Genomic DNA, 25,643 nt, shown 5'->3' with positions numbered 1-25,643 from the left:
AGTAATCGTTCTGACCTGCTTGCTAGATCAATGTTTCTACACAATTGTCGCTCTGAGTCATAGTTTTGGGAATGCTATGGCTGTATATATGGAAATTTTTTAGTCAACTAGCTATGGCAAATCAATTCAACTTTCTGCATCTGAGTACAGGTAAGAATAGAAAACAGGCTGATGTGAGAAATACAACCACCCCAGTCACTACAGCTACATTTGCTGATGGTAACTGTTGAATTGAGAGCTGATCGTTCGATTTTGAGACATCAATGATGAGATTAGAGCAGTTCCAGATTCTACGTGAGCTTACAGTCGATGAAGCAGCTTGTGAGCAGCTTCAAGAAATTTTATTAGCTCAGGAAACCAAATACCAAAAGGCACAAGAGCAAATTCACTTTCAGGCTTGTTTATTAGATAACTTACCTATTGGGGTTATTGCCATAGATATGGATGGAACAATTATCCATTGGAATAGTTATGCCTGTAAGCTATATCAATGGCAAGCCCAAGATGTTATTGGGTCGCAGCTATCCGAGATCATGTTTCCCCCTAGAAGTCATGCTGCCATCAAAGAAATTTTTGCTCAATTGTCCCAGTTAGAGTTTTGGCAGGGTGAGTTGCTCATTCAACGCCAAGACGGTAGCCAATTGGCTAGGGATTTTAGGATTAGTGTCCTGGAAGATCAGGTAGGGAAACAGATTGGTTTTGTAGCAACTGTCGTTGATGCTAAAGAGGGCAAACAGGCAGAGATTGACCGTAGGTCACGCTACGCGATTGGCCATAGGCCACGCTACGCGAACGCACTGTCTAACCAGGTGGCTCAAGATAAGCTGAGGCAGGCAATGGGTGATTCCCTTCGGGAAAACTTTGCAGCCCGCATTCGTAAGTCTTTAGATGTGGAGACAATTCTAAATACCACAGTTAATCAAGTTCGTCGATTGTTACAAGCAGATCGGGTAGCAGTTTATCGCTTCGAGTCGGATTGGAGAGGTAGATTCACAGTAGAGTCTGTAGAATCACCCTGGCAGCCGATTACAGGTAGGGAAATGTATAATCCCCACTTCTGGGAAACCCATGCTAATCAGTACCGGTATGCTCCAATCCAAGCGATTGAAGATATCTATTCTGATTCTGGGGGCTTGTCCTCCTATGAAGTTAATTGCCTAGCTCAGTTTCAAGTCGTTGCTAACTTGGTAGTTCCGATCATTTGTGACCCTCAACTAGACCAAAACCAACCTAAAGACTCACCTCTGTGGGGACTACTGGTTGCCCATCAGTGTAGTAGACCACGACAGTGGCAGTTTTGGGAAAGAAATTTGTGGAAATCAGTAGCAGACCATGTAGGAATTGCGATTCAGCAGGCTCAAATTTATCAGGAAAACCAACTCAAAGCCCAACGGGAAGCAACGCTCAATCAGTTTACTCAAAAGATTCGTAGCTCTCTTGATTTAGAGCAGATTTTTAGCACAGCCACTCAAGGAATTAGTCAGCTGTTGGACGTTGACCTAGTAGAAATTCAAGAATATCTGCCACAGCGGCAGGTTTGGTTAACGGTATCTCAATGTAGTAAACACCCTAACTTGAGTAGCCCTTTGGGGGCTGAAACTCCCGATGCGGACAATGAGATTAATCGCAAGATCAAAAATCTCGAAGTGGTGCGTATTAACAATAGCTGCAACTTAAACCTTGAGGATAGTTGCCATGGGTTACTTGTACCACTAAGGTTTCAAAACCGCCTTTGGGGAAAACTGTGCCTGATCAAGATTGATAGTGATTACCAATGGTCTGATGGCGCAGTGACTTTGGTGCAGTCGATGGCTGAGCAACTTGCGATCGCAATTCAGCAAGGCCAGCTTTATCAGCGTCTGGCTAACCTCAACACCGACTTAGAACGGCAAGTACTTGAGCGCACCCAACAACTACGAGAGAGAATCCAGGAACTACAGAGACTAAACATGCTCAAAGATGATTTCTTAAGTACCGTTTCTCATGAACTGCGCACACCTCTATCCAATATGAAAATGGCAATACAGATGCTCAAAATTGCTCCGGAGAGTCAACGACGACAGCGCTATACAGAGATTTTAGAATCTGAGTGTTACAGAGAAATTGAACTAATCAACGATTTACTCGACTTGCAGCGTTTAGAAACCGCCTCTTATCAGGTTTCGAGAACAGTAGTAGACTTGAAAATCTGGTTACACCAAATCATTGATTCCTTTTGCTCCCGTATCCAGGCACAACAGCAAATCCTGAAGTTGACTCTGTCAGATAATTTGCCATCGGTTTTGATTGACAAGACCAGCTTCGGGCGAATTGTGACAGAACTGTTCAACAATGCTTGTAAATATACTCCAGCCAACAGGCAGATTATTCTTGAGTTTTTTTACCAAAACAATCAGGATTTGGTCGGATCATATACCGTACCCAAGGTAATATTTAAAATCAGCAATCAAGCTGAGATTGCTGATACGGAATTACCCCACATCTTCGATAAGTTCTATCGCATTCCTAATGCTGATCCTTGGAAGAGAGGTGGTACAGGATTAGGTCTAGCTTTGGTAAAGGAGCTAGTCAAGCAGCTCGACGGCATCATTCAGGTAGAAAGCTCTCAGAGATGGACTACATTTACCGTGCAAATTCCGGCTCCTCAAGGCTCCGAACTCAATGGACACGACAACAGTTTGACGATCAAGTTTTAATCTACCTTCTATGCTTAAGGGAATGCTTGGTCTGTTGCCCAAGGCTATGTTTTGCCTAAGGGTAGCGGTTAACTGATAGTTGAGTTGTGCTACCCTAATCGCTTGTGACTTTCCCGGTTTGAATGGAACACCATTTTCTTAGTCTTCATGTTCTTCAAACTGATCTACTAATTCCGCTGAAGGGGGTCCAAAAGCGGTGTAAATGGATATACCAGTGATACCGATCACAAAAACAAGGATAACAATGCTAAGGACTATTGCGGGTTCCATGGCTGAAATAAAATATTAGTTTGTTTTCTTTTTGAGACTCTGCTCTCTAAAACCTCGACAAACCTCCACATTTAGCTGACTACTTGAGGGAGAGCATGGGAGCAGCTACCCCTACCTGTGCTTTAACGATCAGGCCAAACGCGAGCTAAAGGGGATCTATTGTTAGGAGTAGAATCAGAGTCAATGGTAGCTTTTTTTGATGTTGTCTTAACAAATTTTAGTTTTATTGCTTTTTTTTAAGAATAGCACATAATCTTAACACTGTTAACAGACATGGCCAAACTGATAAATACTATACAGTGTTAGACAGTGTTCGACAATATTTTAGATTTTCGTGTACTTTTGTTGATGTTTGTTGATAAAAAAATCCTAGTCCCTCAAAAAGATTACTTGTGGTGAACGGCAGGCTTGACAAATATAAGGTACTGTGTTAATAATGTGTTAATTGTCTTGGGAAAAGGTGACGTGGCGCGTCATCACTGGGTATGTAGCCCCACATCCGGCAAATATAAATTTGTAATTTCCACGACCCTTACCTCACCAGGTACTTAGGCAAAAACCACGCTTTGATAGTCCTGCAAGTTAAACATGTCTTAAGGATGTGCAGCTGGCGCAAACTCTCTCAAACTATTGCCGAGTCTGGATTCATTGAATTCAAGCGGCTTGTTGAGCATAAATGTCTTTGGTTTAGTGCCTCCTTAGTGTAAGCTGATACATGGTATCCATCGACTAAGGTCGGTAGCTCACAAAATTTCCAACCTACACAAGGCTTGGGGTCTCCCGTTATACCCGTGTTAAGCAGCGTCTGGCAGTGCCAGTAAGGGTTAGCGGGTTAGAAGTTACCGTAAGATAGGGTCGCCTTTATAGGTGATGCTCGCCCATAGCCGCTCCGCGAACCGTCTTGCATAAAAGGGTTAAGTCTTTTGTAATAAGGCGACCCTATCTAAGGTTTCGTCTCCGGGGAATTGCCTGACGGGGTCTCTTGATTTTGGACTGAAACAGTGGTATCAATATTGAGGTGCGACCCAAGGCCGGGTTCCCCGGCCATTGGAAAATGCACCTATTGAATCGTGGATTAATGGCGGTTGGACTGCCGCTCAATGGCTGTGGTAAATCGGTACAGGATATCGAACGCGCCCCGCGTCGGCTTCCGCCGAGGAGCAGCAATTCTCATTCGTGAGTAAGAGCGCGCCCACATCATAATCTTTAATTTGATGTGGGAGTAGTCACAATATCTATTAACATAAATCTAAATTTACCATAAACTCAATTTACCCATGGCACAAAGAACTCGGCTAGGAGATATTCTCAAACCCCTTAACTCGGAATATGGTAAAGTTGCCCCAGGTTGGGGCACTACTCCTGTAATGGGAGTCTTTATGGGGCTATTTTTCGTCTTTTTGCTGATTATTTTGCAGATTTACAACAAATCAATCCTCATTCAAGGTTTCAATGTTGATTGGACAAGCCTAGGGCAGTAGTATACTGCCAGGCTCAACTGCTAATCAAACATTTCAAATATTTCAGCTCCCTCCCGGCTTGTCCGGGTTTTTTAATGCTGTTGACAGCAATGGATAGGCTAGGAAGTCCCTGGGATTAATACCTTTAGTTAAAATAATTTGGTTAAATTGGATTAGTTCAACTGGCTTAGTTCAACGGAACAGCGGTCAATTTGGGTCAAATGTGGAATACTAATAACAGCAAACTAGTAACAGCAAACCAGCACTTGACAAATCCCAGGAGGTTATATAATGAACGTTTTTGGTATGGGTTTACCGGAAATGGCGTTGATTATGGTCATTGCCCTATTAGTATTTGGCCCTAAGAAGTTGCCAGAAATTGGTCGTAGTCTGGGTAAAGCGATTAGAGGCTTTCAAGATGCCTCCAAGGAGTTTGAAAATCAGTTTAAGCTAGAGGCACAACAGATAGAGCAAGGGCTGAACACCCCTACCCCAAGTGAATCTGATCAAATTACCACCAAAGAAGTTGCTACAGCAGAAGTTGATACAGCAGAATCAAACAATCATGCTACGACTCCCTCTCAAAAAAGCTAATCCCAGGGACTTCGAGCCATTTCAGCAAGAGGCTAGACCAAAGCAGGGATGATGACTAGTACTGCTGCGGGGAATTAAAAATTATGGTATTAACAATTCTTGAATGCTTATTACATAAGCGTTTTGCTATTTTTGAATCCTATCTTTATTTCCGCCGTGCTCTACTAGACGACTCTTTAACTCTAGTCCGGTAACTCAGTAGTCGATTGCCTTGGCAACCATTGACGCTCCACGAGCAAGGGGTTTGAATAGTCGTGGAGTGTCAACAATGAGTTAGCTACTGGATTTACCATTTTTCTCATTCTTCTTAGTAGAAGGTGCCTCAAACTTGTAGCCAACACCTCGAACTGTCTGAATCAAGGAAGGGTCACTGGAATTCACCTCAATTTTACGGCGAATTTGACCGATATGGACATCAACTACTCGCTGATCTCCCACATAATCGTACTCCCAGACTTCCTGGATTAACTCAGAACGGCGCAAGACCCGACCCGGATGACAGGCCAGAAAATGGAGTAGATCAAATTCCAGAGCAGTTAGAGGGATAAGTATTTCGTCTATAGTTACCTCCCTGCGCCCTGGGTCGATGACTAAATGGTCGAAGACTAGGCGTTCTGCTTCAGTAGCAGTAACAGCCCGCTTCCGTTTCAAAATTGCTCTAACTCGATTTTCCAGCTCTTGTAAATCAAAGGGCTTGGTGATGTAGTCATCAGCACCTTGTTGAAATCCTTGATTTTTGTCAGCAGCATCCGACCGACTGGTGAGCAAGAGGACAAAGACATCAGTGCGGCTCTGCATTTGCTGACACAGGTTGTAGCCAAGGGCGTCAGGCAAATTCACATCTAGAATGACTAAATCTGGATTAAATTGCTCAAATGTGGCAAGAGCCGTCTTGCCATCTTGAGCAGCCTGCATTTGAAAATTCTTTTGACTTAAGAAGCGTAGAATTAAATTTCGGATTGCCGGATCGTCATCTACGACAAGAATCTTGGCGGCGGTCATAACTTTCCACGGAAAACGGGATCACAAATTTAAGACGCAGAGTGTTTTGACACCAACGGTGCTGTTGGGCATTGTAGACAATTATCCTCAGATTATTAGGCAATGCCAATAGTTGGTCAATCGCATAGGCAGATCAGTTATTTTCAAAATTCCCCCACAGTAGGACTTCCCGAACCACGGCAAAAAGTCTTTTTTTCTTGTTCTAAAGAGCAAAAAACCCATAGCCTTGATGAGTCTATATGGATTTACTAACGGTTCTAACATTATTCAGGAATTCTCCGGTGATTTGGCCAAAAAACTGAGATGCACCGGCATTGTGTTGACTTCACTGCGGCACTGCTGTTTGAAGATCAAGCTACACTAGCACCCAGGGGCATTAGCACCACCCTCAACCAAGGCTACTCTGTGACCAGTGGTTACCCAGAGTAAGGTTGAGAGTTTCTCGTGCCTAACCTTAACATATACATAACTAGTTTAAAGTTGCTGTCATACTAATGAAAAGAAGGGATGTGAAAAGAAGGGATGTCTCGGAGGTCTTGAATGAGTGATAACAATCCCTATGATCAGCTTGGGGTTACGGAAGAAGCGTCCTTTGATGAAATTCAGGATGCCAAAGGTCGCCTGATGCAAAAGCATCGTGGTAACCAAAAGCTTTTAGATACCGTAGAGGCGGCCTACGATGCCATTATTATGGATCGACTTAGGATGCGCCAGGAAGGAAAGATTAAAGTTCCTGATCGCATTCGTTTCCCAGAGAAGGCTTCTCAAGCTCCACCGAGTTTTCCCCAAACACCAGTTAATAACTCTCCTGAGTGGCTTAAACGCTTGTGGGATACTCCGACAAGAGAAGACATGATCTGGCCGAGTGCAGTGTTCTTAATCTTAAGCAGTGCTACTGTGCTTTACACCTCATCGGCAGAGTCGATTTTGCCGTTGGTGATGGCTATAGGCTTTGGATTCACGATCTATTTTCTCAATCGGAAAGAACAACAATTTGGTCGTGCGGTGTTGCTAACCCTGGCAGGTCTGTTTTTAGGTGTGGGATTGGGGAGTTTGCTGGGGAATTCTCTGGGAATCCAATTCACCAACCTAGACTTGACACCAGAAAAACTGGCTACATTGGTGACATTTGTATTGCTGTGGCTGATTAGTTGCTTTTTACGTTGAACATGGGGATGGGGGATTGGGGATCAGGATGTGCCTCCAAAAGCACGTTCCTGGTGTAGTAATGGTGCTTTTCCCCTTGATGTGATATCTCCTAAACGTCTCTACCCTTGCCTGGGTTTGCCCGGTGGAAACCACGCCAGTCGCTCATGGGGAGCGACTGCATCATGGCCATGAAAAGCAATTTTTATGAAAATTGCTTTTTTAAATAACCACAAGCCTTGTAAGCCAAGACTTTAGCGCGATTTTTTTATAAAAATTATTATTTTCTAACTATTTATCATCGCCACAGGCTAGAGACCCAATTTTTTTAACTGTGTTAAGAAAATTAAAGTTTATCAAACCCTGTCTGTTACCTGATCCCAATTTCCCTTGTCTGCACAGCTAGTTAGTGATATAATTACCTGAATTTTGAGACAATCTCACCACCATAGCCATAGCTTTTTGAACACTAAAAATGAAATGAACTTTCACAGTTCATTTCATCCCACCTTGACCCTTGGTCAGGCGTAGGGCGCGCTATAGCCGGATTAGCTAAAATGGCACAATCATACGGCTTGTAGCAGTGCTTTGTCTAGAACTAAATCTACCGCTTCAGCGAGATTATTGACGATAAAATCTGGTTCGTGGAGATTGAGCTGAGCGCGATCGCGTATTCCAGATAAAACTCCAATTGCTTTAATACCGTGGGTTTTGGCAGCCACTATATCCGCTTCTGTATCCCCAATCATCCAGACATCAGACGCAGCTGGCAGTTTTTTGAGGGCTTTTGCCATTAGCAAAGGTTTATCCTTAGTGTCACCGGTCTTAACATAGTCGTTACTCAGGCAATACCGTCGGTTAGGGGGAAAAAATTTCTCCAGGTCTAAGCGACTGAAGGCTTCATCAAGCTCTCGCACCCGACGCATGGTCATGACGGCTAAATCTACACCTGCTTGTTGTAATTTTTCCAGGGCATCTATAGCTCCGGGAACCGGTTGATCATGGACTAAGTAGGGCAGAGTGTGTACAGTTTGACGGCGCAGCTGAGCAAATGCTTCAGCTTGGCTGGGATCGAGACCAGAACGAATACCAATAATTATCTCCGGAACACGCCCCCTCTTGCACTGCCAAAACTCCGCCTTGGACATGGGCAGGATTGGCTGGTTAGGGCGTTGGATTTCTTTGAGACAAAACTGGTAAACCCGATAGTAACGCTCCGAGACATTCATGATCGGACCGTCAAAATCTGTAAATACTCTAATCATTATCTAACAAAATGTAATATTTATTTACATTATTATCTCATCCCGTGAGTATTTATGACTAAGATTACGAATTTGTAACATTTACCCTCTCTGAGGACTTACCAATTACCCCTGACAGGGGTAGGTTTTTGAGATTTGGGTCGGGAAATGGGGAAATGGGGAGATGGGGAGATGGGGAGATGGGGAAATGGGGAGATGCTGAGAATTCTCTGTCTGTTGCACCTTATGCAGTCACGAATGGGGGAAACGCCCTAAGCTGGGCGCACCCGTCCCTTAAATTTTTGTAGATTTGGATATCTATGTATTGGAGTTTTTAGGCAATGAAAGTACGTACTCCCCCCAAAGTTAAAAACCTACCCGGGCATATTGCGTGGAACGAGCATATTGTGTGGAACGGGCATCTTGCCCGTTACTGATCTTGTCGGGCAGGCAGGATGCCCAGCCCACTCATTCATATTGATCCAAAGATTCAGCAATGCCAGATTTTTTACCGACTCCCGACTTCCGATTCCCGATTCCCGATTCCCGATTCCCGACTACTCTAGAGTTTTTAGTGTTCAATCACTAGTGCATTCAACCCGTCTAACCGTAAAGCAACTTGATAAGCCTTACCAACCTTCTTTAGTTTAAACGCTCCTAAGGATTGCAAAAATTTGGGGAATGTACCTTTTAAATTTAAGTCTCTCATCAACTGAGTAATTGGTCGAGAGTATTGTTTTTTAAATTCAGTAGCTATATGAGCGATCGGAACATAAGGATCTTTATAGTTTGTCTTCAAATCCTTGAGGAGTTTAACTAGTATCTCTTCCAAATCTGATTTAGATTCAATTTTAGATAAAGGCTTAACAGTAGGTTTTAACTGAATAGTCTTCAAAGGAGATGTCTTTTTAATGAAAGAAATTGGCTTTTCAAATAGAGTTACATAAAAATTTGAAGTCCCCGGTATGTGATGAGTCACAAAATCCTTGGGGTAATCACTAAAAATATCGGTTGTTAGTTTTCCAGGCAAGCGCAGGGAGACAACTTGATTGATGGTAAGCTGATACTTAGATTCAAATAGATAAGAGAGTCTAGACAGGTTTATCCAAGCATTGGAAGTGCGTTTTTGTTCAGCTTTGAGGATGTCTTTGAGCTGATTAATAAATTCCTCAAGGGTGGGAATTTCTGGTACAGAAACCAGAGAATGGGCTTGAGTTTCACGAGTCTTGTTATTTAAAACAATGATCTTATCGTTTTGCTTACGCACCAAATAGACTGTTAGTCCATGGGTTTGTAGGGTGGTGCAAAGATGAGTCATTACCCCATCAGAGGAACAGACTAAGACTTCCTTGGCGGTTGGATAATGGATAAAGATAGAAGCGCCAACGGTAGCCATCTTAAAATCAGCGCTGTCCTTTCCTGGTGGGACATGAATTAGCTCATAGCCACGAGTATGCAGTTCAGTGTCATACTTACCCATAGCACGCCAATTGGCAACAGCAATTTTGATTTGGATCGGGTAGGAACAAATTTGAGCTAGGAACTTTTCGGTTTCACTATTGAGCCGTAAATTTTCGGCATCTAGCAGTAAGATGGCAATTCCTGTGCCTAGCTTTGGCGAAGGGGAAACCGATGTTGGGGTTTTATTATTAGTAGAGACAGCTAAGTTATGGGAATTATTGGCTGGCTTGGGTCGGATAGAGTGACGAAGTTTTTGGGTCAGTTTCCTAAAGCTGAGGGAGTTGAAATAACCAGGAATAAACAGAACTTGCAGTAATTTCCTGACTTTGATAATTCGTCGGGGCCAATCTTGCTCTTGGCTGAGTTCTGATTTGAACTTGGTCAGGAAAGCCGATTGATGACGGGGCTTATCCCAAGCGATTTTTCGGTATTTTTCCTTGAGTAATTCGGACTGCTGCTGCTGAACCTCAAGGATTGCTTGGTAGAGGTAAAGGCTAATTTCGTTGATCGCGGCAGAGTCATTCACGAATGGTTTCTGGTAGATTTGGTGAGTAATTTTGAGCAGAATACAAAAGCAGATCTATGAACCCAGTATATGTGAATAGCAAAGGGAACAGGGAACAGCGATGCAGCGCGGTCTTGGGGAGGCAGCGCGGTCTTGGGGGTTCCCCCCATGAGCGACTGCCGTGGTTTCCCCCATGAGCGACTGCATCAAGACGGGAACAGGGAGTAGGGAACAAAAATTCCCACAATTCCTGAATGGATCCCTCAAGGATCAGCAGTGGGTAGTGGAAAAACTTGAGTTCCATAGAACTCAGCTATTGGTAGATTGAAGGAGCTTCCAGCCAGAAGCCAGGAGTCAGAATCCTTGATAACGGAAATGTTTTCCGATAACTTGGTTTTTTGACGGGGTTAAATTTGCTATTATAGCGCTTATCGGAGTAATCAGGTATACATAATTTTTCCCCTATTCCGTGTTCCCGATTCCCTGCTCCCGACTCCCGACTCCCGACTCCCGACTCCCGACTCCCGATTCCCGATTCCCTGTTCCCTACTCCCTACTCCCTGCTCCCTACTCCCTACTCCCAATTAACCCAAGACTAAACTCCTTCAGGCAATTGTGAACTGGTATAGTAAGAGGGACTCAGCTTAACAAATTGTAATCATGGCCAGAGACCTAAGGGGATTTATCCAAGAGCTAGAACAGAAGGGACAATTGCGGCGGATTAAGGCTTTAGTTGACCCAGATTTGGAAATTGCTGAGATATCAAACCGGATGCTACAAGCGGGTGGACCTGGCTTGCTGTTTGAGAATGTAAAAGGGTCATCCTTTCCGGTTGCGATTAATTTAATGGGAACAGAAGAACGGGTTTGTTGGGCGATGAACCGGTCAACCCCGGAAGATTTGGAAACTTTGGGCAAGAAGCTAGGGATGCTGCAACAACCAAAGCCACCTAAGAAAATTTCCCAGGCGGTGGAATTTGGCAAAATTTTGTTTGATGTGGTGAAAGCTAAACCAGGGCGAGACTTTTTCCCTCCTTGTCACCAGGTGGTGGTCGAGGAAAATGATTTGGATTTGAATAAGTTACCCCTGATTCGCCCTTATCCCGGTGATGCTGGCAAGATTATCACCTTAGGATTGGTGATTACCAAAGATTGTGAGACCGGTATTCCTAATGTGGGGGTTTATCGGCTACAACTGCAGTCTAAGACTACGATGACTGTGCATTGGCTCTCGGTTAGGGGTGGAGCACGACATTTGCGCAAGGCGGTGGAGAGAGGACAGAAATTAGAAATTGCGATCGCACTCGGTGTTGACCCCCTGATTATTCTGGCCGCTGCTACTCCCATACCGGTTGACCTGTCGGAATGGCTCTTTGCTGGACTCTATGGTGGGTCTGGGGTGAACCTAGCCAAATGTAAAACCTTAGATTTAGAAGTACCAGCGGATTCGGAGTTTGTCCTGGAAGGCACGATTACTCCAGGGGAAATGTTGCCAGATGGTCCCTTTGGTGACCACATGGGGTATTACGGTGGAGTGGAGGATTCCCCGTTGATTCGCTTCCACTGTATGACTCACCGCAAGGATCCGATTTATTTAACTACCTTTAGTGGGCGTCCACCGAAAGAAGAAGCGATGATGGCGATCGCACTCAATCGGATTTATACCCCGATCCTGCGGCAACAAGTCTCAGAAATTGTGGATTTCTTCTTGCCCATGGAAGCTCTGAGTTATAAAGCGGCCATTATTTCTATTAAGAAAGCCTATCCAGGACAAGCGCGACGGGCTGCTTTGGCGTTTTGGAGTGCCTTGCCTCAATTTACCTACACCAAGTTTGTGATTGTGGTGGATGAGACTATTAATATTCGCGACCCCCGTCAAGTGGTGTGGGCGATTAGTTCTAAGGTTGACCCGGTGCGGGATGTCTTTATTTTGCCCAATACTCCCTTTGATAGTTTGGATTTTGCTAGTGAAAAGATTGGCTTAGGGGGACGGATGGGTATTGATGCTACTACTAAGATTCCACCGGAAACGGAACATGAATGGGGCGCAACTTTGGAGTCAGATGGGGATGTAGCAGCGATGGTAGATAGGCGTTGGGCTGAGTATGGGTTAGGGGATTTGGATTTGAAGGATGTTGATCCGAATTTGTTTGGGTATGATATGTAATTTATACATCAGCAGTCAGCGGTCAGTGGTCAGTGGTCAGCTAACCCATTAAGCATAGGTAGTTTACCCAGCAAGCTTTAACTCACCACTAATCAGACAAGGTAAAATACCAGGTCAAAATCTGGATCCCCTCACCCTCTACAGTTGAGGGGATCACGGGGGCAGGGGATAATGGGAGCAATGGGTAAGTCCTGTATGTAATAGCCTATGCTGTGGATAGCCATTATTAAGGCGAATCATTCTCAGTATCCTGGTTATTGTATGGGAACTGGGGAGGGAGCGATCGCCTTTGGCGATCGCTGAAAGGGGCTGCCTAAGGGCAGATCGCCCCCATAATTCTTATACATAACCAGTTAACGAGAGGATGAACTTAGCTGGCTGGTTTCCTCAGTTTCTTCTTCTTCGGTATTGTCATTTGCTCCACTACTTTCTCTTGTGTCTATTTCAGTTGTTACCGTGATTCCCTCTACGCTGATCTCTACCTTGCTATTATATTTCCCTGTGAACTTAGATTTGGCAATCAAGTGAGGTCCTAGGTTAAAAATTATAGATACAGATATCAGCAGGAAGGCAATTCCCCAGATGGAAAATTGCCTTACTACTGGGGACTCACCGTTTTTATCAGTTGCTGGAGTTGTGACTACAGTAGTTTTTTCTCTATTCTGTTGCGTATTCTTCTGTGCCTTAAAAGTGCTAGTAAATTGCTTTAGTAAGTTGGTCATGGTTTTGTCCTGATGCTTGATTGCTTATAACACCATCCTAGATTTTGCAGATGGGTGTATCAAGGACAGTAAAGGAAAGATAAAGGCAAGATAATAAGTGTCTTTTTCTAACCTCTTGAGTGACAGTTTCGGATCAATAAGTGTCCTTTTCTGTCCTTCTTAACAACTAGAATCACACGGATTAATTATCAATGAGTCAAAAGGGCAAGCTTGGTAGCATTAGAGCCATTCCTAAAGGAATAAGGCGTCTTAACCAAGCTAGAGCCAGTCAAAGAGATCACGAAGGTAAGCCCCTAACTTATCAGCGCCTTGCACCAAGAGCAAGCTGAGCGCTAAAATAGTTCAGCAACAGTAAAGCAAAGATAGATAAGTGTCCTTTTCTAAGCTCTTGAGTCATAGTTTTGGACTTATTGACTGACTTTACTCCTAAAACCCTTGATTTTACCTAGAGCGGTGGATCGGTAGCGAGGGTGCATCTCACTTTTGTAAATTTTGCTAGTGGTGCTTTAGGGACGGGCTCGCCCTCATTTTGTCGGTAGCCAGTGTTAGGACAGTGCGTCCGGAAATGAAACGGGCAAGATGCCCATTTCACCCGTGATGCCTGTTCCATGCCTGATGCCCGTTCCACCCACCGGGTCAAACAGCTTTAATCAGATGCACCCGGTAGTGAAACCCAACCAAACCCTTGCCAGCCTTCGATTTCCCTATTTTCCACCCAACCTACTAAGCCAGAAAAGTCAGTCAAGCAGCAGTTTCGGATCAATAAGTGTCCTTTTCTGTCCTTCTCAACAACGACAATCACACAGATTTGTTATATATGAGTAAACAGCGCAAGCCCCGTGGCGTTACTGCCAGTCCTGAAGTAATAATGCGTCTTGAGCAAGCTAGAGTCAGTGAAAGAGATGACGAAGGTAAGTCCCTAAGTTATGAGGGCCTTGCACAAAAAGCCCAGATCAGCAAGAAAACAGTTGAGCGCTTTTTCAAGCAAAAACGTGTAGATTGGCATTCTGCGAGCGCAATTATCCAAGCTTTAGGTCTAAAACCGGAAGATGTACTATTTTCAGAAGAATCCTTGCTATTAGAATCTATAGAACAAATCCAAGCCAAGGATACGGGAGACTCGGAGCGTGCGGGGGAGTTAATTAAGGGACTAGAGACAGCATTAAGTGAGTTAAAAAAAAGTGAAGAGGCTAGCCTTGAAGCTATGGAATGGCTCAAGGCTAACCGAAAAGCGTTATCCCAAGAAGCTGCCGAAGCAGCTTTAAGGAAGCATTATGACCAGAATCCAAACAATGTAGATACAGATTACTCAGGGGATATTGAGGTATTTTCTCAAGAAATTAGAGAATACTTGAAGTTGATATATTACTGTTTAGACGTAGGAGATTGGGAGCTGATGGATAGAGCAATAAAGGAATCAAAGATTCCTGTGAATAGGGATTTACAGCTTTATGTAGATGCACTAGATTTTATCAAAACCCAAAAGGTTAGTCTAAGTTTTGCTCCCGAAGAAGCTAAAGAACTAACCCTTTGCTTGGACTATCTCATCCAGATAATCCCTATAAAATTAGAAGCCTAGTTTTGATTTAACGCTTATAGAAAAAGTGTTAAATTTTTCCAGGAATGCTTACCAGTATTTATCCTCATACTTTAGCCTTTGAAGGATTATTGTGATTTCGGGTTCCTTTCCTTGCTTAAATTTGTCGATTAGTAATTATAAAATTTCGGCATATTCTGGAAATGATTGAATAAGTTGATATAAGTCATAAATGAATTGGTTTTGAGGAAATCGTGGCATTTTTATTTTATGCTTTTTATAAGTTTACTCTAGCTAAACTAGTTTAAAATAAACTATAAAATCCAGGAAAGTTAGAGACAGATAACTAAGTGTATTTTTCTGTCCCTAACTTTATTTTTATAGTTCATTAGTTTTTAACTAGATTTAAATAAAACTTAAATCTAATCAAAATAGAAATGTAGAATAGCCTTATTTCCAGTCATTATCATTATCAAATTTTTTGAGTTTTGCTTTGATTTGTTCTTCTTTTCCTTCTTTAAGTTTATCAATCAATAAGTCCAAAATTTCGGCATGTTCTGTGTAAGTTTTTTTAAGGTTTTCTAATGCGCTTATAAACTTCTGATTAGGTAGTGTCATATTAAATTACTTGAGTTTTGGTTTTGGAATAAATAACCCTGGTTTGCCCCAAGGGACAATCAATACCAGGTAGATGATAAATTATCCAGAAGTGATTTCTGGTTTTCCATATCCTATAAATTTTTTCTGGATTCAAATTAGATATCCGGATATAGCTAAAGTTTTTTTTAGAACCCCTAACTGTAGCCAATATCTGGAGTAACCCAGTGGTAAATGCTCATCAGTTACATTACTCTTGACGGAACTAATCACAAATAAGTTCCACCATTGTCCCTGGAAGCAATCCCCTCAAAACCCCAACGTCTCCACCGCCCTCCCCTTAACCTCCTCCTAGAGAGGTTTTCAAAGATTTTTCCAAAAAAAAACCGTCAGGTATTGACCATAACGAGACCATCACAATGGGAAAACAGGCTGTAACGAAGGAACAAACTAAACCAATAATGGCCTCACTGTTGATGTGACGTAGCATTAAATAATCAAATCATGGATTAATCGTTTAGCCCACTGATTTTTGACTATACTAGTAAGAGAAAATTTAAGCGGTTATTAAGGAGAGATGTCACGCCGAAAAAAGCCGCCACAATTCGATGATTTAACTCAAAAACACTCAGGTGATGGGAAACAGAAGCCAGGCTCAAAGCAATCAGGAAGCCAAAGGGTCAAAGGCGCTACAACCTTGAATAAATCGAGGAAGCAGCAGGAAAATCCTGACCAATTGTCACTGTTTGCTATGCGCGGGTCTCAACTTATTCCCAGCGCGATGATTTTGAAAGACAAGCTGAACTACTACGTTCAAGATTCCCAGAAGCAGAACACATATCAGAAATTGGCTCCAGACTCAATTTTAGGAGGGGACAAGTCCTCGCCATTCTGGACAGATTTCTCCGAGGCGATCTCCAATGCCTTGTGGTTGCCCACCCAGACCGATTGCTCAGATTTGCCATCGAACTGGTTAGATAGCTCTGTGAAAAAAATCAGTGCCAACTCATGGTTTGGGGTGAGTGCAAGCTCAGCAAGGATCAAGAATTGGTCGAAGATATGCTGTCCATCCTCCATTGCTTCAGTTATAGGCTTTACGGATTGGGAAAATACCAAAAGAAATTCCGGGAAGCGTTACAAGCAGACAAAAAGGCACAGCCACTCGCGAAAATCCACCAAACTACCACCAAATAGTGTCAGGAAAATTAGGCTGTATCCAACTGCTGAACTGCACAAGGTTTGGAAGCAATGGCTGGCAGCCTACCGGCAAGTTTTTAACTGGGCACTGGAGCAGTTAAAAAACGGATTCAATCTGAAAGATGACCTACAAAAAGCCTACCGAACTAGTCTGACAATACCAGATTGGGTTAGGGAGTTACCTGGGCATCAAGCTCAAGAAGCTTGCGATGAGGCGATAGACGCTTACAGGCAAGGCAAAGCTAATGGCGGTGAAGCCAAGTTCAAGTCCTGCCAAAGTAAATCTCAAACCATTCAGTTCAAGGTAGGGAACTTTAAGAACGGTACTTGGTATCCCAAGAAAACCAAGGGTTTGACCTTTAAAGCATCCAAACCTTTGCCTAGTCAATCCGAGTATGGTACTGAATTGGTTTATCAGCGGGGCAAGTGGTATGGCTGTTTCCCCCTTCATGTGGAAACCGAACCTACCAAACAAGAAAGGGTAATTGCTCTCGACCCTGGAAACCGTGCCTTTTTGACGGGCTACGACGGTGAGAATGTCTTGGAGATTGGTAAGGGCGACATTGGGCGTATCAACCGACTATGCTCACACCTTGACCAACTCCTTTCTCGTGCTACCAAGTCTCCTTTCAAGCGGCAACGGCACAAAATGCGGAAAGCTGCCGACCGGATCAGGGAAAAGATTCAGTGCTTGGTCAAAGATTTGCACTCCAAGGTCGCATCATTCCTGATTGGCAAATACAAGTTAATCTTCCTGCCAACTTTTGCTACCAGTAAAATGGTACTCAAGTCATCGAGGAAGATTAACCGGAAAACTGTTAGGAATATGTTGAGTTGGAGTCATTACAAGTTTGCCCAGCATTTAACTCAGATGGCAGCTAGGAAGAATGTACTGGTGGTACGGTGCAACGAATCCTACACCAGTAAAACTTGTACCAACTGTGGTCATCGGCACAACAAGCTAGGTGGCTCGAAAATTTTTCGATGTCCTGAATGCAAGATGGAATTGCCCAGGGACATCGGTGGCGGCCGAAACATCATGATTCGGTCTTTGCAGGCAGCTGCCTTCACCAGCAATGGTGATGCCATACTTGTTCAAGATGCTTGAAACAAGCGTTTTGAGCTGGTTAAATGCTGCACTACCCAAAGGCTATTCCTGGTCATCCTGGTACTGATCCTGAAAATCCTCTTCAGTTAGTTCCAGCACTAACAGCCTCGGGTCAACCCCGGATGTAAGCTTCCAGAAAATACCGCAAAAACTTGGGTGATACTGGGTCTGGCACTTTCTCGGCCATGACAATCACCTGGGGCAAATACAAATCCTGCTGTGCTGCCAACTGGTAGGCTAAGCCGAGACCATCACAGGAATTAAAGATAGGTGACATACTCCCACACGCTCATCGAAGATTACAGTGTGGGCTTCTTACCAACTCCAGCCATCGCTTCGGATACTCGGTAAGCTTTATTAACGACACGGGATGCCCCTCCGCGCCGGAACAATACAATAAGTTCTATTTTTAATTAGTAGGTGGCGGTTAGCTCTTATTTTGTCTTCCCTACTATATCTAGTATAAACGATCTTCGATCCTGTCCGCCATTCATCCCACGCCGACTTTCAGTGCGGACGTGGGGCATAAGAGCGGATGAAGCTAACTGCAACCCTCGTGCGTTCGCGTAGCGTGGCCTACGGCCAATCGCTTTCTTCAAGGCAAACCGCAGATCGTCGATAGTCAACCGTTCCGTCTGATTGAGTTGAATTTCCCCCCGCTGCCCCTCTTGGGAAGTGCCACTGTGACCAGCAAAAAACAGAATATCCCACCCCTGCTCCCATAACTGCTGATTCAACTCCGATGCCTGGGGTTCCTGCCGCCAGGTAATTTGTGCCCCCGCCTTTCCCGCCAACTCCTCCAACTCCTGCTGATCAGCTTGCTGGTTAAGATTGGCACCCTGACCCAAAATTGCCAGAATTCTGACCTTGCCCTTGGGGGTAGGCTGCCGGTTAAGGGGGTTGGGACAATCGTATTCAATGGCACTCAGGGCAACTTCGGCCTGGGCTTCCGCCAGTAAATCCCAGCGGTGCCAGGGAAACCGGCGCAGCCAGGGATTATTGGTCTGTAACAGCAGTTGAAATTTTTTCCCAGAGCGCAATAACTTATCCCGAATCCCGCGAAACTCTGGATCACTATTGAGCCAGTGATTAAGACTCCCTTCCAAAACTTCAGCTGCTTGCCGACAAGCCGCAAAGGCTTTCCCCCGCTGGGATGAATTAGTCACCTGTTCGGGATTGGCACTCAGAGCACGAAATAGCATTTCCAAACTCAGATACCGTTGCTGCCAATGGCGATAACAGTTGAGTAACTCTCGATTCCCTGACAACCGCCCTTTAATCCGAGTTTGGGACGGAGAATGGATATCCCCTTGCCGAATTTCCAGGGTTGCATCAAACCCCTGTTCAAATTCTCCGTCTAATATTAACGTTAACAGCCTCTTCATTGATCTATGTTTGACAATTTTAAGTGTTCCCAAGAATAGCAGGAGTCGGAAAAGTCCCCCTTATTAAGGGGGATTTAGGGGGATCAAAAGCCTGAACAAAATTCCCAATGGTCGATCCCCCCCAGCCCCCCTTAATAAGGGGGGAGTCGGAAAAGTGCCCCTTATTAAGGGCAAGGCTGATTCCCTGAAAAACCTATTGCCTCTTGCCTTTTGCCTCTTGCCTTTTGCCTTAAAAAGCTTTTCACCCAAATAATAATTGCTATATCTCTCTCGATCAAACCTGAAACCTTTCGATAATGGAGGCTTCACCTAAAGACACCTTAATTCCGAAGTTATCTCTGTGTTCCGCATCAAACTGATATTGGATGAATTCATCATTACTTCTAGCGGTTACTTCGGTAAAAATATCACCGGTTGCAGTTAGTACGGATAGTTTCAAATTCGGAGGCAAGGTTAGTGCTTCACCCTTGGGATAAATCTGGGCTCGAACGCTGGCAGTTTCCTTGTCGATTTTCCGGATAGTAATAATTAAAACGACAGGATTACCCGCTAGTTCTAGCCCTAAATCAAATAAATCAATCAGTTTAGCTCGTTCTTGCTGGTCTTCGGTATTTCTAAATGCTGGTCTCAGTTGTTGTGGAGACAGCAAATCGCTAAGCGACTGCCAACCTACTTCAAAATTACCCTTAAACCATTCCCGTAAGTTCACGACATTTGATTCTAGCTCTGGTAATGGCTCTGGTAATTGCTTAATTAACTCCTCAAGAGACTGGATTTTACTAATCTCCAAGCTTCCTCCCAGTGCAGTTTTTGCAAATCCTAGCAGTTTAGCTTGATTACTTGGTTGATTAATTTCTACTACCACATAACCAACTCGGTCTTGGCGACTTTCTGGTGGGATGTGACAAACTATGTCACCAGGTAAAACAGGACGACATTCCAATTTACCCCAATCTTTAACCATCAAGTCGGATACATTCATCAGCGATCGCAGGGCTGGATTACTGCTATCACTTGCTGCTAAATCAGTTTCTACTTCCAGACACTGTAAGTAGAAATTTACCGCATAAACTGCTAATGTATTGAGGTAAACATCTTGAGCTTTATCCGGTTCGTGCTGTTCCTGACTAAAGGTTTCTGCTAGTTGATACCAATCTCTGGTAATAGGCACAGAAAATGCTAATTTTTCCGTTAAGTTATTCATGGTTACTCTCTACATAAATTGAATCTTATTAGTCAGTTATTCCTGCAAGTATTCCTTAAACTTGTCAGCAAAATACTTGCAACAGCGCCAGTAGAAACTTTGCACCGTTGACGCTTGCTTTGGCTTTAACCCAACCGCGACAGCAGTCTGTTGCCAACTCTTCCGGTCGAGGTATAAAAGAGCAATGGTTCTGAAGTTGGCCTTAGGATGTCCTTTAACGTGTTTGCTGGCAAACAGCCCGTCAGAGTCTTCTTCAATACACTGACGTATAAGCTGTGAAGGTAAAGGAGTTTCTTCCGGTTGGGCAACGGTATCTAAATAGGTCATATTACCTGATTGATTGACTTTACCCCCATCGGAAGAGTTTATTGGTGCATCTAGTGAGTACTCCCGTCCCCCTTTGGTATGTCGTTTCTTGGCATCAATCAACCGCCACTTGAGGACACTATTAATCCAGTTAATCACCGGACCTCTCGGTTGATAAGTGTCAATTTTTTTGAACACATACAACCAAGTCTCTTGAAGTGCTTCATCGTAAACCTCCTGAGGGGTGTCATATCTCCTGCGAGATAATCTGCCAGATGCTTGAATCATATGAATCAGCCGAGTCAGGACGAGACCACGGCCACGGCTTTTTGGGGAATGCTTTTGAGCTTCCAAAGCTAGCTGTTGTAGTCGTTCCTCCAGTTCGTTCATGGGTTAACTCCATCTCAATCCATCTCCTTGATGCACTTTAGTTTCTAAATAACTAACGGTGGTTAACCCCGGATTCTATGCAAAGTCGGAAAAAATTTTTGAAATGGGCTCTCTAGCTCGATTTGGCATGGAATCGGTCTTTGAGAAAGTTAACAAAAACAGATGAGGCTGTTGTTTTTATTCCTGCCCATGTATAATCCTAAAACCATCAAGCGTTGGCTAGTCGGACTGATTGCTATTCCTGTAATTTGGTCAGCCTACTGCGAGTATGAAGGTAAACCCTTCACCCAAGCCAGTGATGTGATCAATTCCCTGGTGCAAGTCACCGTATTAGTCGATGCCCTTCTCAAGCAAGAAGATTCAGACAATAAATAATTGTGAGCTTTTGGCTACTTTTGAATGCTGATGTGGAACTGGCATCTTGGTAGAACTGGCATCTTGCCAGAACTGGCATCTTGGGTAGAACTGGCATCAGGCGTAGAACTGGCATCTTGCCAGTTTCCATTTGCGTAGAACTGGCATCTTGCCAGTTTCAATTTGCGTAGAACTGGCATCTTGCCAGTTTCATTATAATCAACTAACTATAAATGACCAGTTGTGTAATCGGAATAGATGGCGGTGCCACTAAAACCCTTTGTGTAGTCCTCAACCACCAAGGTCAAATCCTAGGTCGAGGAGAAGCCGACGCCTCCAATTATCACACCGTTGGTATCAAAACCGCTTTCGTCTCCATAGAATCAGCTATTCGCCTAGCCACCCAAGAGGCTTCCGCTAAACTGTCCATGGAATCGGTCACAGTGGAAGCCATTTGTTTGGGATTAGCCGGTGTTGGTCGCCCACGAGATCAAGAAGTGGTGCGAGGCTTCGTCCAACAGTTGTTGTCAAGTCGGGCAATTCCGGTCACTTGGGCATTACTCCCCTCTAATGTTGTGATTTGTGATGATGCTTTGATTGCCTTAGTGGGGGGAGTCGGTAAGCCTGTGGGTGTGGTTGCGATCGCAGGCACCGGCTCAATCGTTTTTGGACGCAATGCCCAGGGAAATACCAAGCGAGTTGGTGGTTGGGGGCATATCCTAGGAGATGTTGGCAGTGCCTATCACATTGCCGTGTCTGGATTACGAGCCGCTATCAACGCCTATGATGGCTGCGCAGTAACTAGTCTAAGAGCAACTAGTCTTCAGGAGCGCTTCACCACCCATTTTAACTTATCAAACTTTAATTTGATCACAGATATCATATATCAGCCAGGGTGGGGAGTTAAAGAAATTGCATCCTTAGCACCAATTGTGGATCAAGCAGCCGCTGAAGGGGATCAGGTAGCCATTAGCATTATCGAAGATACCGTTAATCAACTAGCCAAAGCTACCCAAGTTGTTATTGAAAGCCTATTTGCTCCTGACTCAGCATGTGAGGTAGTAACCACCGGAAGTGTATGGCATGGTCTTTCCTCAATCCGTCAGCAATTTGAATCATCTCTAGTCATGCTTAGCCCTAATGTTAAAGTAATTTGGCCTCGCCATGAGCCTGCTTATGGAGCCGGTTTGTTAGGGTTGCTGAGCCTAGGCAATAGGCAAGAGTAACCCACCCCTAACCCCAGGGTCGAGGTGGGGTGTGGCACTGTCAGCATTCAGCTATCAGCTATCAGCTTATGGGCTATGGGCACGCTACGGGAACAGCTTTTGAATAAAACAGGCAAGCATTCGTTTAATAGTCACGAAAGTCACAGGTTAGAAGCCTGTGCCACAAAGCTGACGGCTGACCGCTGACCGCTGAATGCTTACATTACTTGGGCAAATGTTGAGTAAACTCATCTAGGGAGTTAACCGTTAATGCTGTGGCCATCAACTCTTCTAATTGTTCGAGAGTTAAGGCTTGAATTCTGACGGATATCTCGACAGGAATCTCGGAAAATCGCAGTTTAAGGATGCGCTCTAAACTGCCTCGACGTTCTTGTTGGATCCCTTGTTCAATGCCTTGTTCAATACCTTGTTGGATTCCTTGTTCAATCCCTTGAGCAAGACCCTCTTGTAAAATCTCTTGATACCAGGGTGATTCTCGTAATACTGTCATATCCCACCTCATGATTTGTTGAATTAAGGGTATCTCTAACACAAAGCTAGCGAAGAAAGCTAACAACGGTTCTAGTTGATTCAATGTTTGATCGGCTCGTAAAGCCTGCACCGCTGACCGCAATTTCGATTCACTACCACCTCCTTTTAAGATCGGTACAAATGGAAATAGGGGAGGTAAAGGTTGTTCTAATACTAATTCAGCATCTACTTCCCAGAGATTAATTACCCGATAATCTTGACGAGCCTTTAATCCCATGAATTCCCTGTCGTAGCAATTTTCAATGGTTACGGTGGCTGGAGGCGGCAAGATGTTAATTAATACTGGATAAGCGGATAGGTTGTATTTTTCCTCAGCTAAAGCCACATAATTGCGCATTCGCTGAGGCATGTTCTGGTCATACCGTAGTTGTAATTCATTAAGAATCAGAAATTCTTGATGTTCAGGACTAGAAGCTTTGACAATCACATCGCTTTCGCGACTAACCCACTGAAACTCAGCATCGAGTAACTGAGATGCCCGCACTTGGGAATTACCGGTTACCCATTGCACCCAAGCATTAGGAGCTAAACTGATGAGGCGTTTGCTACCAATATCTGCACGTTTTGTCATACAATTGATCCAATTAAGACTAATTATTGACTTACGCCCACCCCACGGTCGATGTGGGGTGTGGCCTTATTTAATTAATTGGGCAAATGTTGAGTAAACTCATCTAGGGAGTTAACCGTTAATGCTGTTGCCATCAACTCTTCTAATTGTTCGAGAGTTAAGGCTTGAATTCTCACGGATATCTCGACAGGAATCTCGGAAAATCGCAGTTTAAGGATGCGCTCTAAACTGCCTCGACGTTCTTGTTGGATCCCTTGTTCAATGCCTTGTTCAATCCCTTGTTCAATGCCTTGTTCAATGCCTTGAGCAACCCCTTGTTGGATGCCTTGTTGGATTCCTTGTTCAATGCCTTGAGCAAGACCCTCTTGTAAAATCTCTTGATACCAGGGCGATTCTCGTAATACTGTCATATCCCACCTCATGATTTGTTGAATTAAAGGTATCTCTAAAACAAAGCTAGCGAAGAAAGCTAACAATGGCTCTAGTTGATTCAAGGTTTGATCCGCTCGTAGCGCCTGCACCGCTGAGCGCAATTTCGATTCACTACCACCTCCTTTTAAGATCGGTACAAATGGAAATAGGGGAGGTAATGGTTGTTCTAATACTAATTCAGCATCTACTTCCCACAGATTAATTACCCGATAATCTTGACGCGCCTTTAATCCCATGAATTCGCTTTCGTAGCAATTTTCAATGGTGACCGTGCTTGGGGGCGGCAAGATGTTAATTAATACCGGATAAGCCGATAGGTTGTATTTCTCCTCAGCTAAAGCCACATAATTGCGCATTCGCTGAGGCATGTTCTGGTCATAGCGTAGTTGTAATTCATTGAGAATCAGAAATTCGGAGTGTTCAGGACTAGAAGCTTTGACAATCACATCGCTTTCGCGACTAATCCATTGAAACTCAGCATCCAGTAACTGAGATGCCCGCACTTGGGAATTGCCGGTTACCCATTGCACCCAAGCATTAGGAGCGAGACTGATGAGGCGTTTGCTACCAATATCTGCACGTTTTGCCATAGACAATTGACCAAATCAAGACTAATTTTTGAGTTACACGCACCCCAGTTTGCAGAGCTGTTTCTGGGGTCAGACTAAAATTTGATTACTGAAGATCTGGGCTTTTCAGACTTCCCAAACTTCCTATTTTTTAAGATTCTTCGTCTATAGAATCGCCGTCTATAGGGTCTTCTAAATCGAAGATAATAATAAATTTTTCATCGGGCATCAGTCGTTTCACAGCCTGCAAGTGCCCCTCCGCATCTGATCGGTTGCGAAAACGACGCACAACCACTCGCTGCATCTTCGGCAATAGACGAATGAGCGCCCATGGATATAGGCGTTGAGAGTACGACATAAAATATTAGGTATCTCCTTAACTGGGGCTCCAGAGCCAGCCTGAGAGCCTGGAGAAACTATAGGCTGGCTCTTACCGTGGAACGTTTCTTGATGCAATAGCGAGTGGGGGAAACCCCCAAGACCGCTTAGGTGCGCTTTCCGTTGGCGAATTAAATTCGCCACGGGTCGCACCTCTGCATCGCTTTAGCGCCCACGGTAATTTTATTATAACACAAAAAATATTTCATTATAACATTTTTTGAAAACTTTTGTAACAAATTTTTTTAGGGAATCGGGAATAGGGAATAGGGAATAGGGAATAGGGAGTAGGGAGCAGGGAGCAGGGAGCAGGGAGCAGGGAGTAGTGGAGTGGGGCAAAATCCTGTGTACCAAGCTTAATGATTAATTAATTAACTCAGTTAAATAAATATTGCCATAGGGATTGGCTCCCCTGCGCGATTGGCCGTAGGCCACGCTAAAAGCGATTGACCGTAGGTCACGCTACGCGATTGGCCGTAGGCCACGCTAAAAGCGATCGCATTCCCAATCCCGATTCCCGATTCCCGATTCCCGATTCCCAATTCCCGATTCCCGATTCCCGATTTCCTAACTATTCCGATATTGACGCAGT

27 protein-coding genes are annotated in these 25,643 nt (G+C 44.1%); 12 read left to right on the top strand and 15 right to left on the bottom strand.

What is annotated here, in order from left to right; genetic code table 11:
- Positions 1-263: 263 nt before the first annotated feature.
- Positions 264-2,696 (top strand): sensor histidine kinase, encoded by a 2,433-nt coding sequence (locus tag F6K63_RS11585; RefSeq protein ID WP_081431866.1) that lies wholly within the window; start codon positions 264-266, stop codon positions 2,694-2,696.
- A 138-nt stretch (positions 2,697-2,834) separates the two neighbouring features.
- Here F6K63_RS11585 and psbN read toward each other — a convergent pair whose 3' ends face one another.
- Complete coding sequence (gene psbN / locus F6K63_RS11580) at positions 2,835-2,966, bottom strand: photosystem II reaction center protein PsbN (RefSeq protein ID WP_008180512.1); 132 nt, start codon at positions 2,964-2,966, stop codon at positions 2,835-2,837.
- A 1,277-nt stretch (positions 2,967-4,243) separates the two neighbouring features.
- On the opposite strand from psbN, the gene psbH reads away from it, so the two are divergent.
- Together psbH and F6K63_RS11570 are read left to right on the top strand one after the other, a co-directional pair.
- Positions 4,244-4,447, top strand: a complete 204-nt coding sequence (psbH, locus tag F6K63_RS11575; RefSeq protein ID WP_008178875.1) for a photosystem II reaction center phosphoprotein PsbH — start codon at positions 4,244-4,246, stop codon at positions 4,445-4,447.
- 270 nt (positions 4,448-4,717) lie between these two features.
- Complete coding sequence (locus tag F6K63_RS11570; protein WP_044492070.1) at positions 4,718-5,020, top strand: TatA/E family twin arginine-targeting protein translocase; 303 nt, start codon at positions 4,718-4,720, stop codon at positions 5,018-5,020.
- Between the two features lie 273 nt (positions 5,021-5,293).
- On the opposite strand, the gene F6K63_RS11565 is transcribed toward F6K63_RS11570, so the two are convergent.
- On the bottom strand, positions 5,294-6,022 hold the full coding sequence (locus F6K63_RS11565) for a response regulator (RefSeq protein WP_008178873.1): 729 nt from the start codon (positions 6,020-6,022) through the stop codon (positions 5,294-5,296).
- A gap of 540 nt (positions 6,023-6,562) precedes the next feature.
- Here F6K63_RS11565 and F6K63_RS11560 point away from each other — a divergent pair.
- Positions 6,563-7,189, top strand: a complete 627-nt coding sequence (locus F6K63_RS11560) for a CPP1-like family protein (RefSeq protein ID WP_287312172.1) — start codon at positions 6,563-6,565, stop codon at positions 7,187-7,189.
- 30 nt (positions 7,190-7,219) lie between these two features.
- Entirely contained in the window at positions 7,220-7,363 is a 144-nt protein-coding gene (locus F6K63_RS11555) for a hypothetical protein (protein WP_287312171.1), read from the top strand.
- A gap of 371 nt (positions 7,364-7,734) precedes the next feature.
- Here the strand turns inward: F6K63_RS11555 and F6K63_RS11550 are convergent, their stop codons facing one another.
- Entirely contained in the window at positions 7,735-8,433 is a 699-nt protein-coding gene (locus F6K63_RS11550) for an HAD family hydrolase (protein ID WP_287312169.1), read from the bottom strand.
- A gap of 550 nt (positions 8,434-8,983) precedes the next feature.
- Complete coding sequence (locus tag F6K63_RS11545) at positions 8,984-10,399, bottom strand: NYN domain-containing protein (RefSeq protein ID WP_287312168.1); 1,416 nt, start codon at positions 10,397-10,399, stop codon at positions 8,984-8,986.
- A gap of 172 nt (positions 10,400-10,571) precedes the next feature.
- Here F6K63_RS11545 and F6K63_RS11540 point away from each other — a divergent pair, with 172 nt between their 5' ends.
- From F6K63_RS11540 to F6K63_RS11530, 3 genes are all read left to right on the top strand, one after another.
- The gene (locus tag F6K63_RS11540) at positions 10,572-10,706 is read left to right on the top strand and encodes a hypothetical protein (protein ID WP_287312166.1); all 135 of its coding nucleotides are present in this window, start codon (positions 10,572-10,574) and stop codon (positions 10,704-10,706) included.
- A gap of 141 nt (positions 10,707-10,847) precedes the next feature.
- Positions 10,848-10,997, top strand: coding sequence for a hypothetical protein (locus F6K63_RS11535; protein ID WP_287312165.1), 150 nt, complete (start codon positions 10,848-10,850; stop codon positions 10,995-10,997).
- A 41-nt stretch (positions 10,998-11,038) separates the two neighbouring features.
- Positions 11,039-12,544: a UbiD family decarboxylase gene (locus F6K63_RS11530; RefSeq protein WP_287312164.1), complete on the top strand. Its 1,506-nt coding sequence runs from the start codon at positions 11,039-11,041 to the stop codon at positions 12,542-12,544.
- Between the two features lie 353 nt (positions 12,545-12,897).
- Here F6K63_RS11530 and F6K63_RS11525 read toward each other — a convergent pair whose 3' ends face one another.
- Positions 12,898-13,266, bottom strand: coding sequence for a hypothetical protein (locus F6K63_RS11525; RefSeq protein ID WP_287312163.1), 369 nt, complete (start codon positions 13,264-13,266; stop codon positions 12,898-12,900).
- Between the two features lie 817 nt (positions 13,267-14,083).
- On the opposite strand from F6K63_RS11525, the gene F6K63_RS11520 reads away from it, so the two are divergent.
- Positions 14,084-14,845 (top strand): bilin-binding protein, encoded by a 762-nt coding sequence (locus F6K63_RS11520; RefSeq protein WP_287312161.1) that lies wholly within the window; start codon positions 14,084-14,086, stop codon positions 14,843-14,845.
- Between the two features lie 408 nt (positions 14,846-15,253).
- Here the strand turns inward: F6K63_RS11520 and F6K63_RS11515 are convergent, their stop codons facing one another.
- A complete protein-coding gene (locus tag F6K63_RS11515; protein ID WP_287312160.1) occupies positions 15,254-15,421 on the bottom strand; it encodes a hypothetical protein in 168 nt (55 codons plus the stop codon).
- Between the two features lie 556 nt (positions 15,422-15,977).
- On the opposite strand from F6K63_RS11515, the gene F6K63_RS11505 reads away from it, so the two are divergent.
- Positions 15,978-17,705, top strand: coding sequence for an RNA-guided endonuclease InsQ/TnpB family protein (locus F6K63_RS11505; RefSeq protein WP_502708304.1), 1,728 nt, complete (start codon positions 15,978-15,980; stop codon positions 17,703-17,705).
- Positions 17,706-17,817: 112 nt separating this feature from the next.
- Here F6K63_RS11505 and F6K63_RS11500 read toward each other — a convergent pair whose 3' ends face one another.
- The 4 genes from F6K63_RS11500 to F6K63_RS11485 all read right to left on the bottom strand — a co-directional run bounded on the left by F6K63_RS11500 (position 17,818) and on the right by F6K63_RS11485 (position 20,990).
- Positions 17,818-17,982: a hypothetical protein gene (locus F6K63_RS11500; RefSeq protein ID WP_287312315.1), complete on the bottom strand. Its 165-nt coding sequence runs from the start codon at positions 17,980-17,982 to the stop codon at positions 17,818-17,820.
- Positions 17,983-18,139: 157 nt separating this feature from the next.
- Complete coding sequence (locus tag F6K63_RS11495) at positions 18,140-19,090, bottom strand: hypothetical protein (RefSeq protein ID WP_287312158.1); 951 nt, start codon at positions 19,088-19,090, stop codon at positions 18,140-18,142.
- A gap of 274 nt (positions 19,091-19,364) precedes the next feature.
- Positions 19,365-20,294, bottom strand: a complete 930-nt coding sequence (locus tag F6K63_RS11490; RefSeq protein WP_287312156.1) for a DUF1822 family protein — start codon at positions 20,292-20,294, stop codon at positions 19,365-19,367.
- A gap of 36 nt (positions 20,295-20,330) precedes the next feature.
- On the bottom strand, positions 20,331-20,990 hold the full coding sequence (locus tag F6K63_RS11485) for an RNA polymerase sigma factor (protein WP_287312154.1): 660 nt from the start codon (positions 20,988-20,990) through the stop codon (positions 20,331-20,333).
- Between the two features lie 162 nt (positions 20,991-21,152).
- Between F6K63_RS11485 and F6K63_RS11480 the strand changes: the two genes are divergently transcribed.
- Positions 21,153-21,365 (top strand): hypothetical protein, encoded by a 213-nt coding sequence (locus F6K63_RS11480; protein WP_287312152.1) that lies wholly within the window; start codon positions 21,153-21,155, stop codon positions 21,363-21,365.
- A 14-nt stretch (positions 21,366-21,379) separates the two neighbouring features.
- Here F6K63_RS11480 and F6K63_RS11475 read toward each other — a convergent pair whose 3' ends face one another.
- The gene (locus F6K63_RS11475) at positions 21,380-21,544 is read right to left on the bottom strand and encodes a hypothetical protein (protein ID WP_287312151.1); all 165 of its coding nucleotides are present in this window, start codon (positions 21,542-21,544) and stop codon (positions 21,380-21,382) included.
- A 33-nt stretch (positions 21,545-21,577) separates the two neighbouring features.
- On the opposite strand from F6K63_RS11475, the gene F6K63_RS11470 reads away from it, so the two are divergent.
- Positions 21,578-22,570, top strand: a complete 993-nt coding sequence (locus F6K63_RS11470) for an N-acetylglucosamine kinase (protein ID WP_287312149.1) — start codon at positions 21,578-21,580, stop codon at positions 22,568-22,570.
- Between the two features lie 202 nt (positions 22,571-22,772).
- On the opposite strand, the gene F6K63_RS11465 is transcribed toward F6K63_RS11470, so the two are convergent.
- The 4 genes from F6K63_RS11465 to F6K63_RS11450 form a co-directional block, all read right to left on the bottom strand.
- Positions 22,773-23,672: a DUF4351 domain-containing protein gene (locus F6K63_RS11465; protein WP_287312147.1), complete on the bottom strand. Its 900-nt coding sequence runs from the start codon at positions 23,670-23,672 to the stop codon at positions 22,773-22,775.
- A gap of 74 nt (positions 23,673-23,746) precedes the next feature.
- A complete protein-coding gene (locus F6K63_RS11460) occupies positions 23,747-24,694 on the bottom strand; it encodes a DUF4351 domain-containing protein (protein WP_287312145.1) in 948 nt (315 codons plus the stop codon).
- Positions 24,695-24,910: 216 nt separating this feature from the next.
- Complete coding sequence (locus tag F6K63_RS11455; RefSeq protein ID WP_287312314.1) at positions 24,911-25,195, bottom strand: hypothetical protein; 285 nt, start codon at positions 25,193-25,195, stop codon at positions 24,911-24,913.
- 42 nt (positions 25,196-25,237) lie between these two features.
- Complete coding sequence (locus F6K63_RS11450) at positions 25,238-25,405, bottom strand: hypothetical protein (RefSeq protein WP_287312143.1); 168 nt, start codon at positions 25,403-25,405, stop codon at positions 25,238-25,240.
- Positions 25,406-25,643 lie beyond the last annotated feature (238 nt).

The sequence above is a fragment of the Moorena sp. SIO1G6 genome (assembly GCF_010672795.1).
Taxonomy (GTDB): Bacteria; Cyanobacteriota; Cyanobacteriia; order Cyanobacteriales; family Coleofasciculaceae; genus Moorena; species Moorena producens.
The sequence above is the reverse complement of the archived record's forward strand: the minus strand, read 5'-3'. Positions and strand labels throughout refer to the sequence as shown.

Excerpts from the sequence above, each read along its gene's own strand:
- F6K63_RS11480 (WP_287312152.1), top strand. The coding sequence starts at position 21,153 with ATGAGGCTGTTGTTTTTATTCCTGCCCATGTATAATCCTAAAACCATC.
- F6K63_RS11550 (WP_287312169.1), bottom strand. The coding sequence starts at position 8,433 with ATGATTAGAGTATTTACAGATTTTGACGGTCCGATCATGAATGTCTCG.
- F6K63_RS11515 (WP_287312160.1), bottom strand. The coding sequence starts at position 15,421 with ATGACACTACCTAATCAGAAGTTTATAAGCGCATTAGAAAACCTTAAA.
- F6K63_RS11505 (WP_502708304.1), top strand. The coding sequence starts at position 15,978 with ATGTCACGCCGAAAAAAGCCGCCACAATTCGATGATTTAACTCAAAAA.
- F6K63_RS11585 (WP_081431866.1), top strand. The coding sequence starts at position 264 with ATGATGAGATTAGAGCAGTTCCAGATTCTACGTGAGCTTACAGTCGAT.
- F6K63_RS11460 (WP_287312145.1), bottom strand. The coding sequence starts at position 24,694 with ATGGCAAAACGTGCAGATATTGGTAGCAAACGCCTCATCAGTCTCGCT.
- F6K63_RS11490 (WP_287312156.1), bottom strand. The coding sequence starts at position 20,294 with ATGAATAACTTAACGGAAAAATTAGCATTTTCTGTGCCTATTACCAGA.
- psbH (WP_008178875.1), top strand. The coding sequence starts at position 4,244 with ATGGCACAAAGAACTCGGCTAGGAGATATTCTCAAACCCCTTAACTCG.
- F6K63_RS11470 (WP_287312149.1), top strand. The coding sequence starts at position 21,578 with ATGACCAGTTGTGTAATCGGAATAGATGGCGGTGCCACTAAAACCCTT.
- F6K63_RS11495 (WP_287312158.1), bottom strand. The coding sequence starts at position 19,090 with ATGAAGAGGCTGTTAACGTTAATATTAGACGGAGAATTTGAACAGGGG.
- F6K63_RS11530 (WP_287312164.1), top strand. The coding sequence starts at position 11,039 with ATGGCCAGAGACCTAAGGGGATTTATCCAAGAGCTAGAACAGAAGGGA.
- F6K63_RS11520 (WP_287312161.1), top strand. The coding sequence starts at position 14,084 with ATGAGTAAACAGCGCAAGCCCCGTGGCGTTACTGCCAGTCCTGAAGTA.
- F6K63_RS11540 (WP_287312166.1), top strand. The coding sequence starts at position 10,572 with ATGAGCGACTGCATCAAGACGGGAACAGGGAGTAGGGAACAAAAATTC.
- F6K63_RS11565 (WP_008178873.1), bottom strand. The coding sequence starts at position 6,022 with ATGACCGCCGCCAAGATTCTTGTCGTAGATGACGATCCGGCAATCCGA.
- F6K63_RS11465 (WP_287312147.1), bottom strand. The coding sequence starts at position 23,672 with ATGACAAAACGTGCAGATATTGGTAGCAAACGCCTCATCAGTTTAGCT.
- F6K63_RS11485 (WP_287312154.1), bottom strand. The coding sequence starts at position 20,990 with ATGAACGAACTGGAGGAACGACTACAACAGCTAGCTTTGGAAGCTCAA.
- F6K63_RS11475 (WP_287312151.1), bottom strand. The coding sequence starts at position 21,544 with ATGCCAGTTCTACGCAAATTGAAACTGGCAAGATGCCAGTTCTACGCA.
- F6K63_RS11560 (WP_287312172.1), top strand. The coding sequence starts at position 6,563 with ATGAGTGATAACAATCCCTATGATCAGCTTGGGGTTACGGAAGAAGCG.
- F6K63_RS11570 (WP_044492070.1), top strand. The coding sequence starts at position 4,718 with ATGAACGTTTTTGGTATGGGTTTACCGGAAATGGCGTTGATTATGGTC.
- F6K63_RS11525 (WP_287312163.1), bottom strand. The coding sequence starts at position 13,266 with ATGACCAACTTACTAAAGCAATTTACTAGCACTTTTAAGGCACAGAAG.
- psbN (WP_008180512.1), bottom strand. The coding sequence starts at position 2,966 with ATGGAACCCGCAATAGTCCTTAGCATTGTTATCCTTGTTTTTGTGATC.
- F6K63_RS11500 (WP_287312315.1), bottom strand. The coding sequence starts at position 17,982 with ATGTCACCTATCTTTAATTCCTGTGATGGTCTCGGCTTAGCCTACCAG.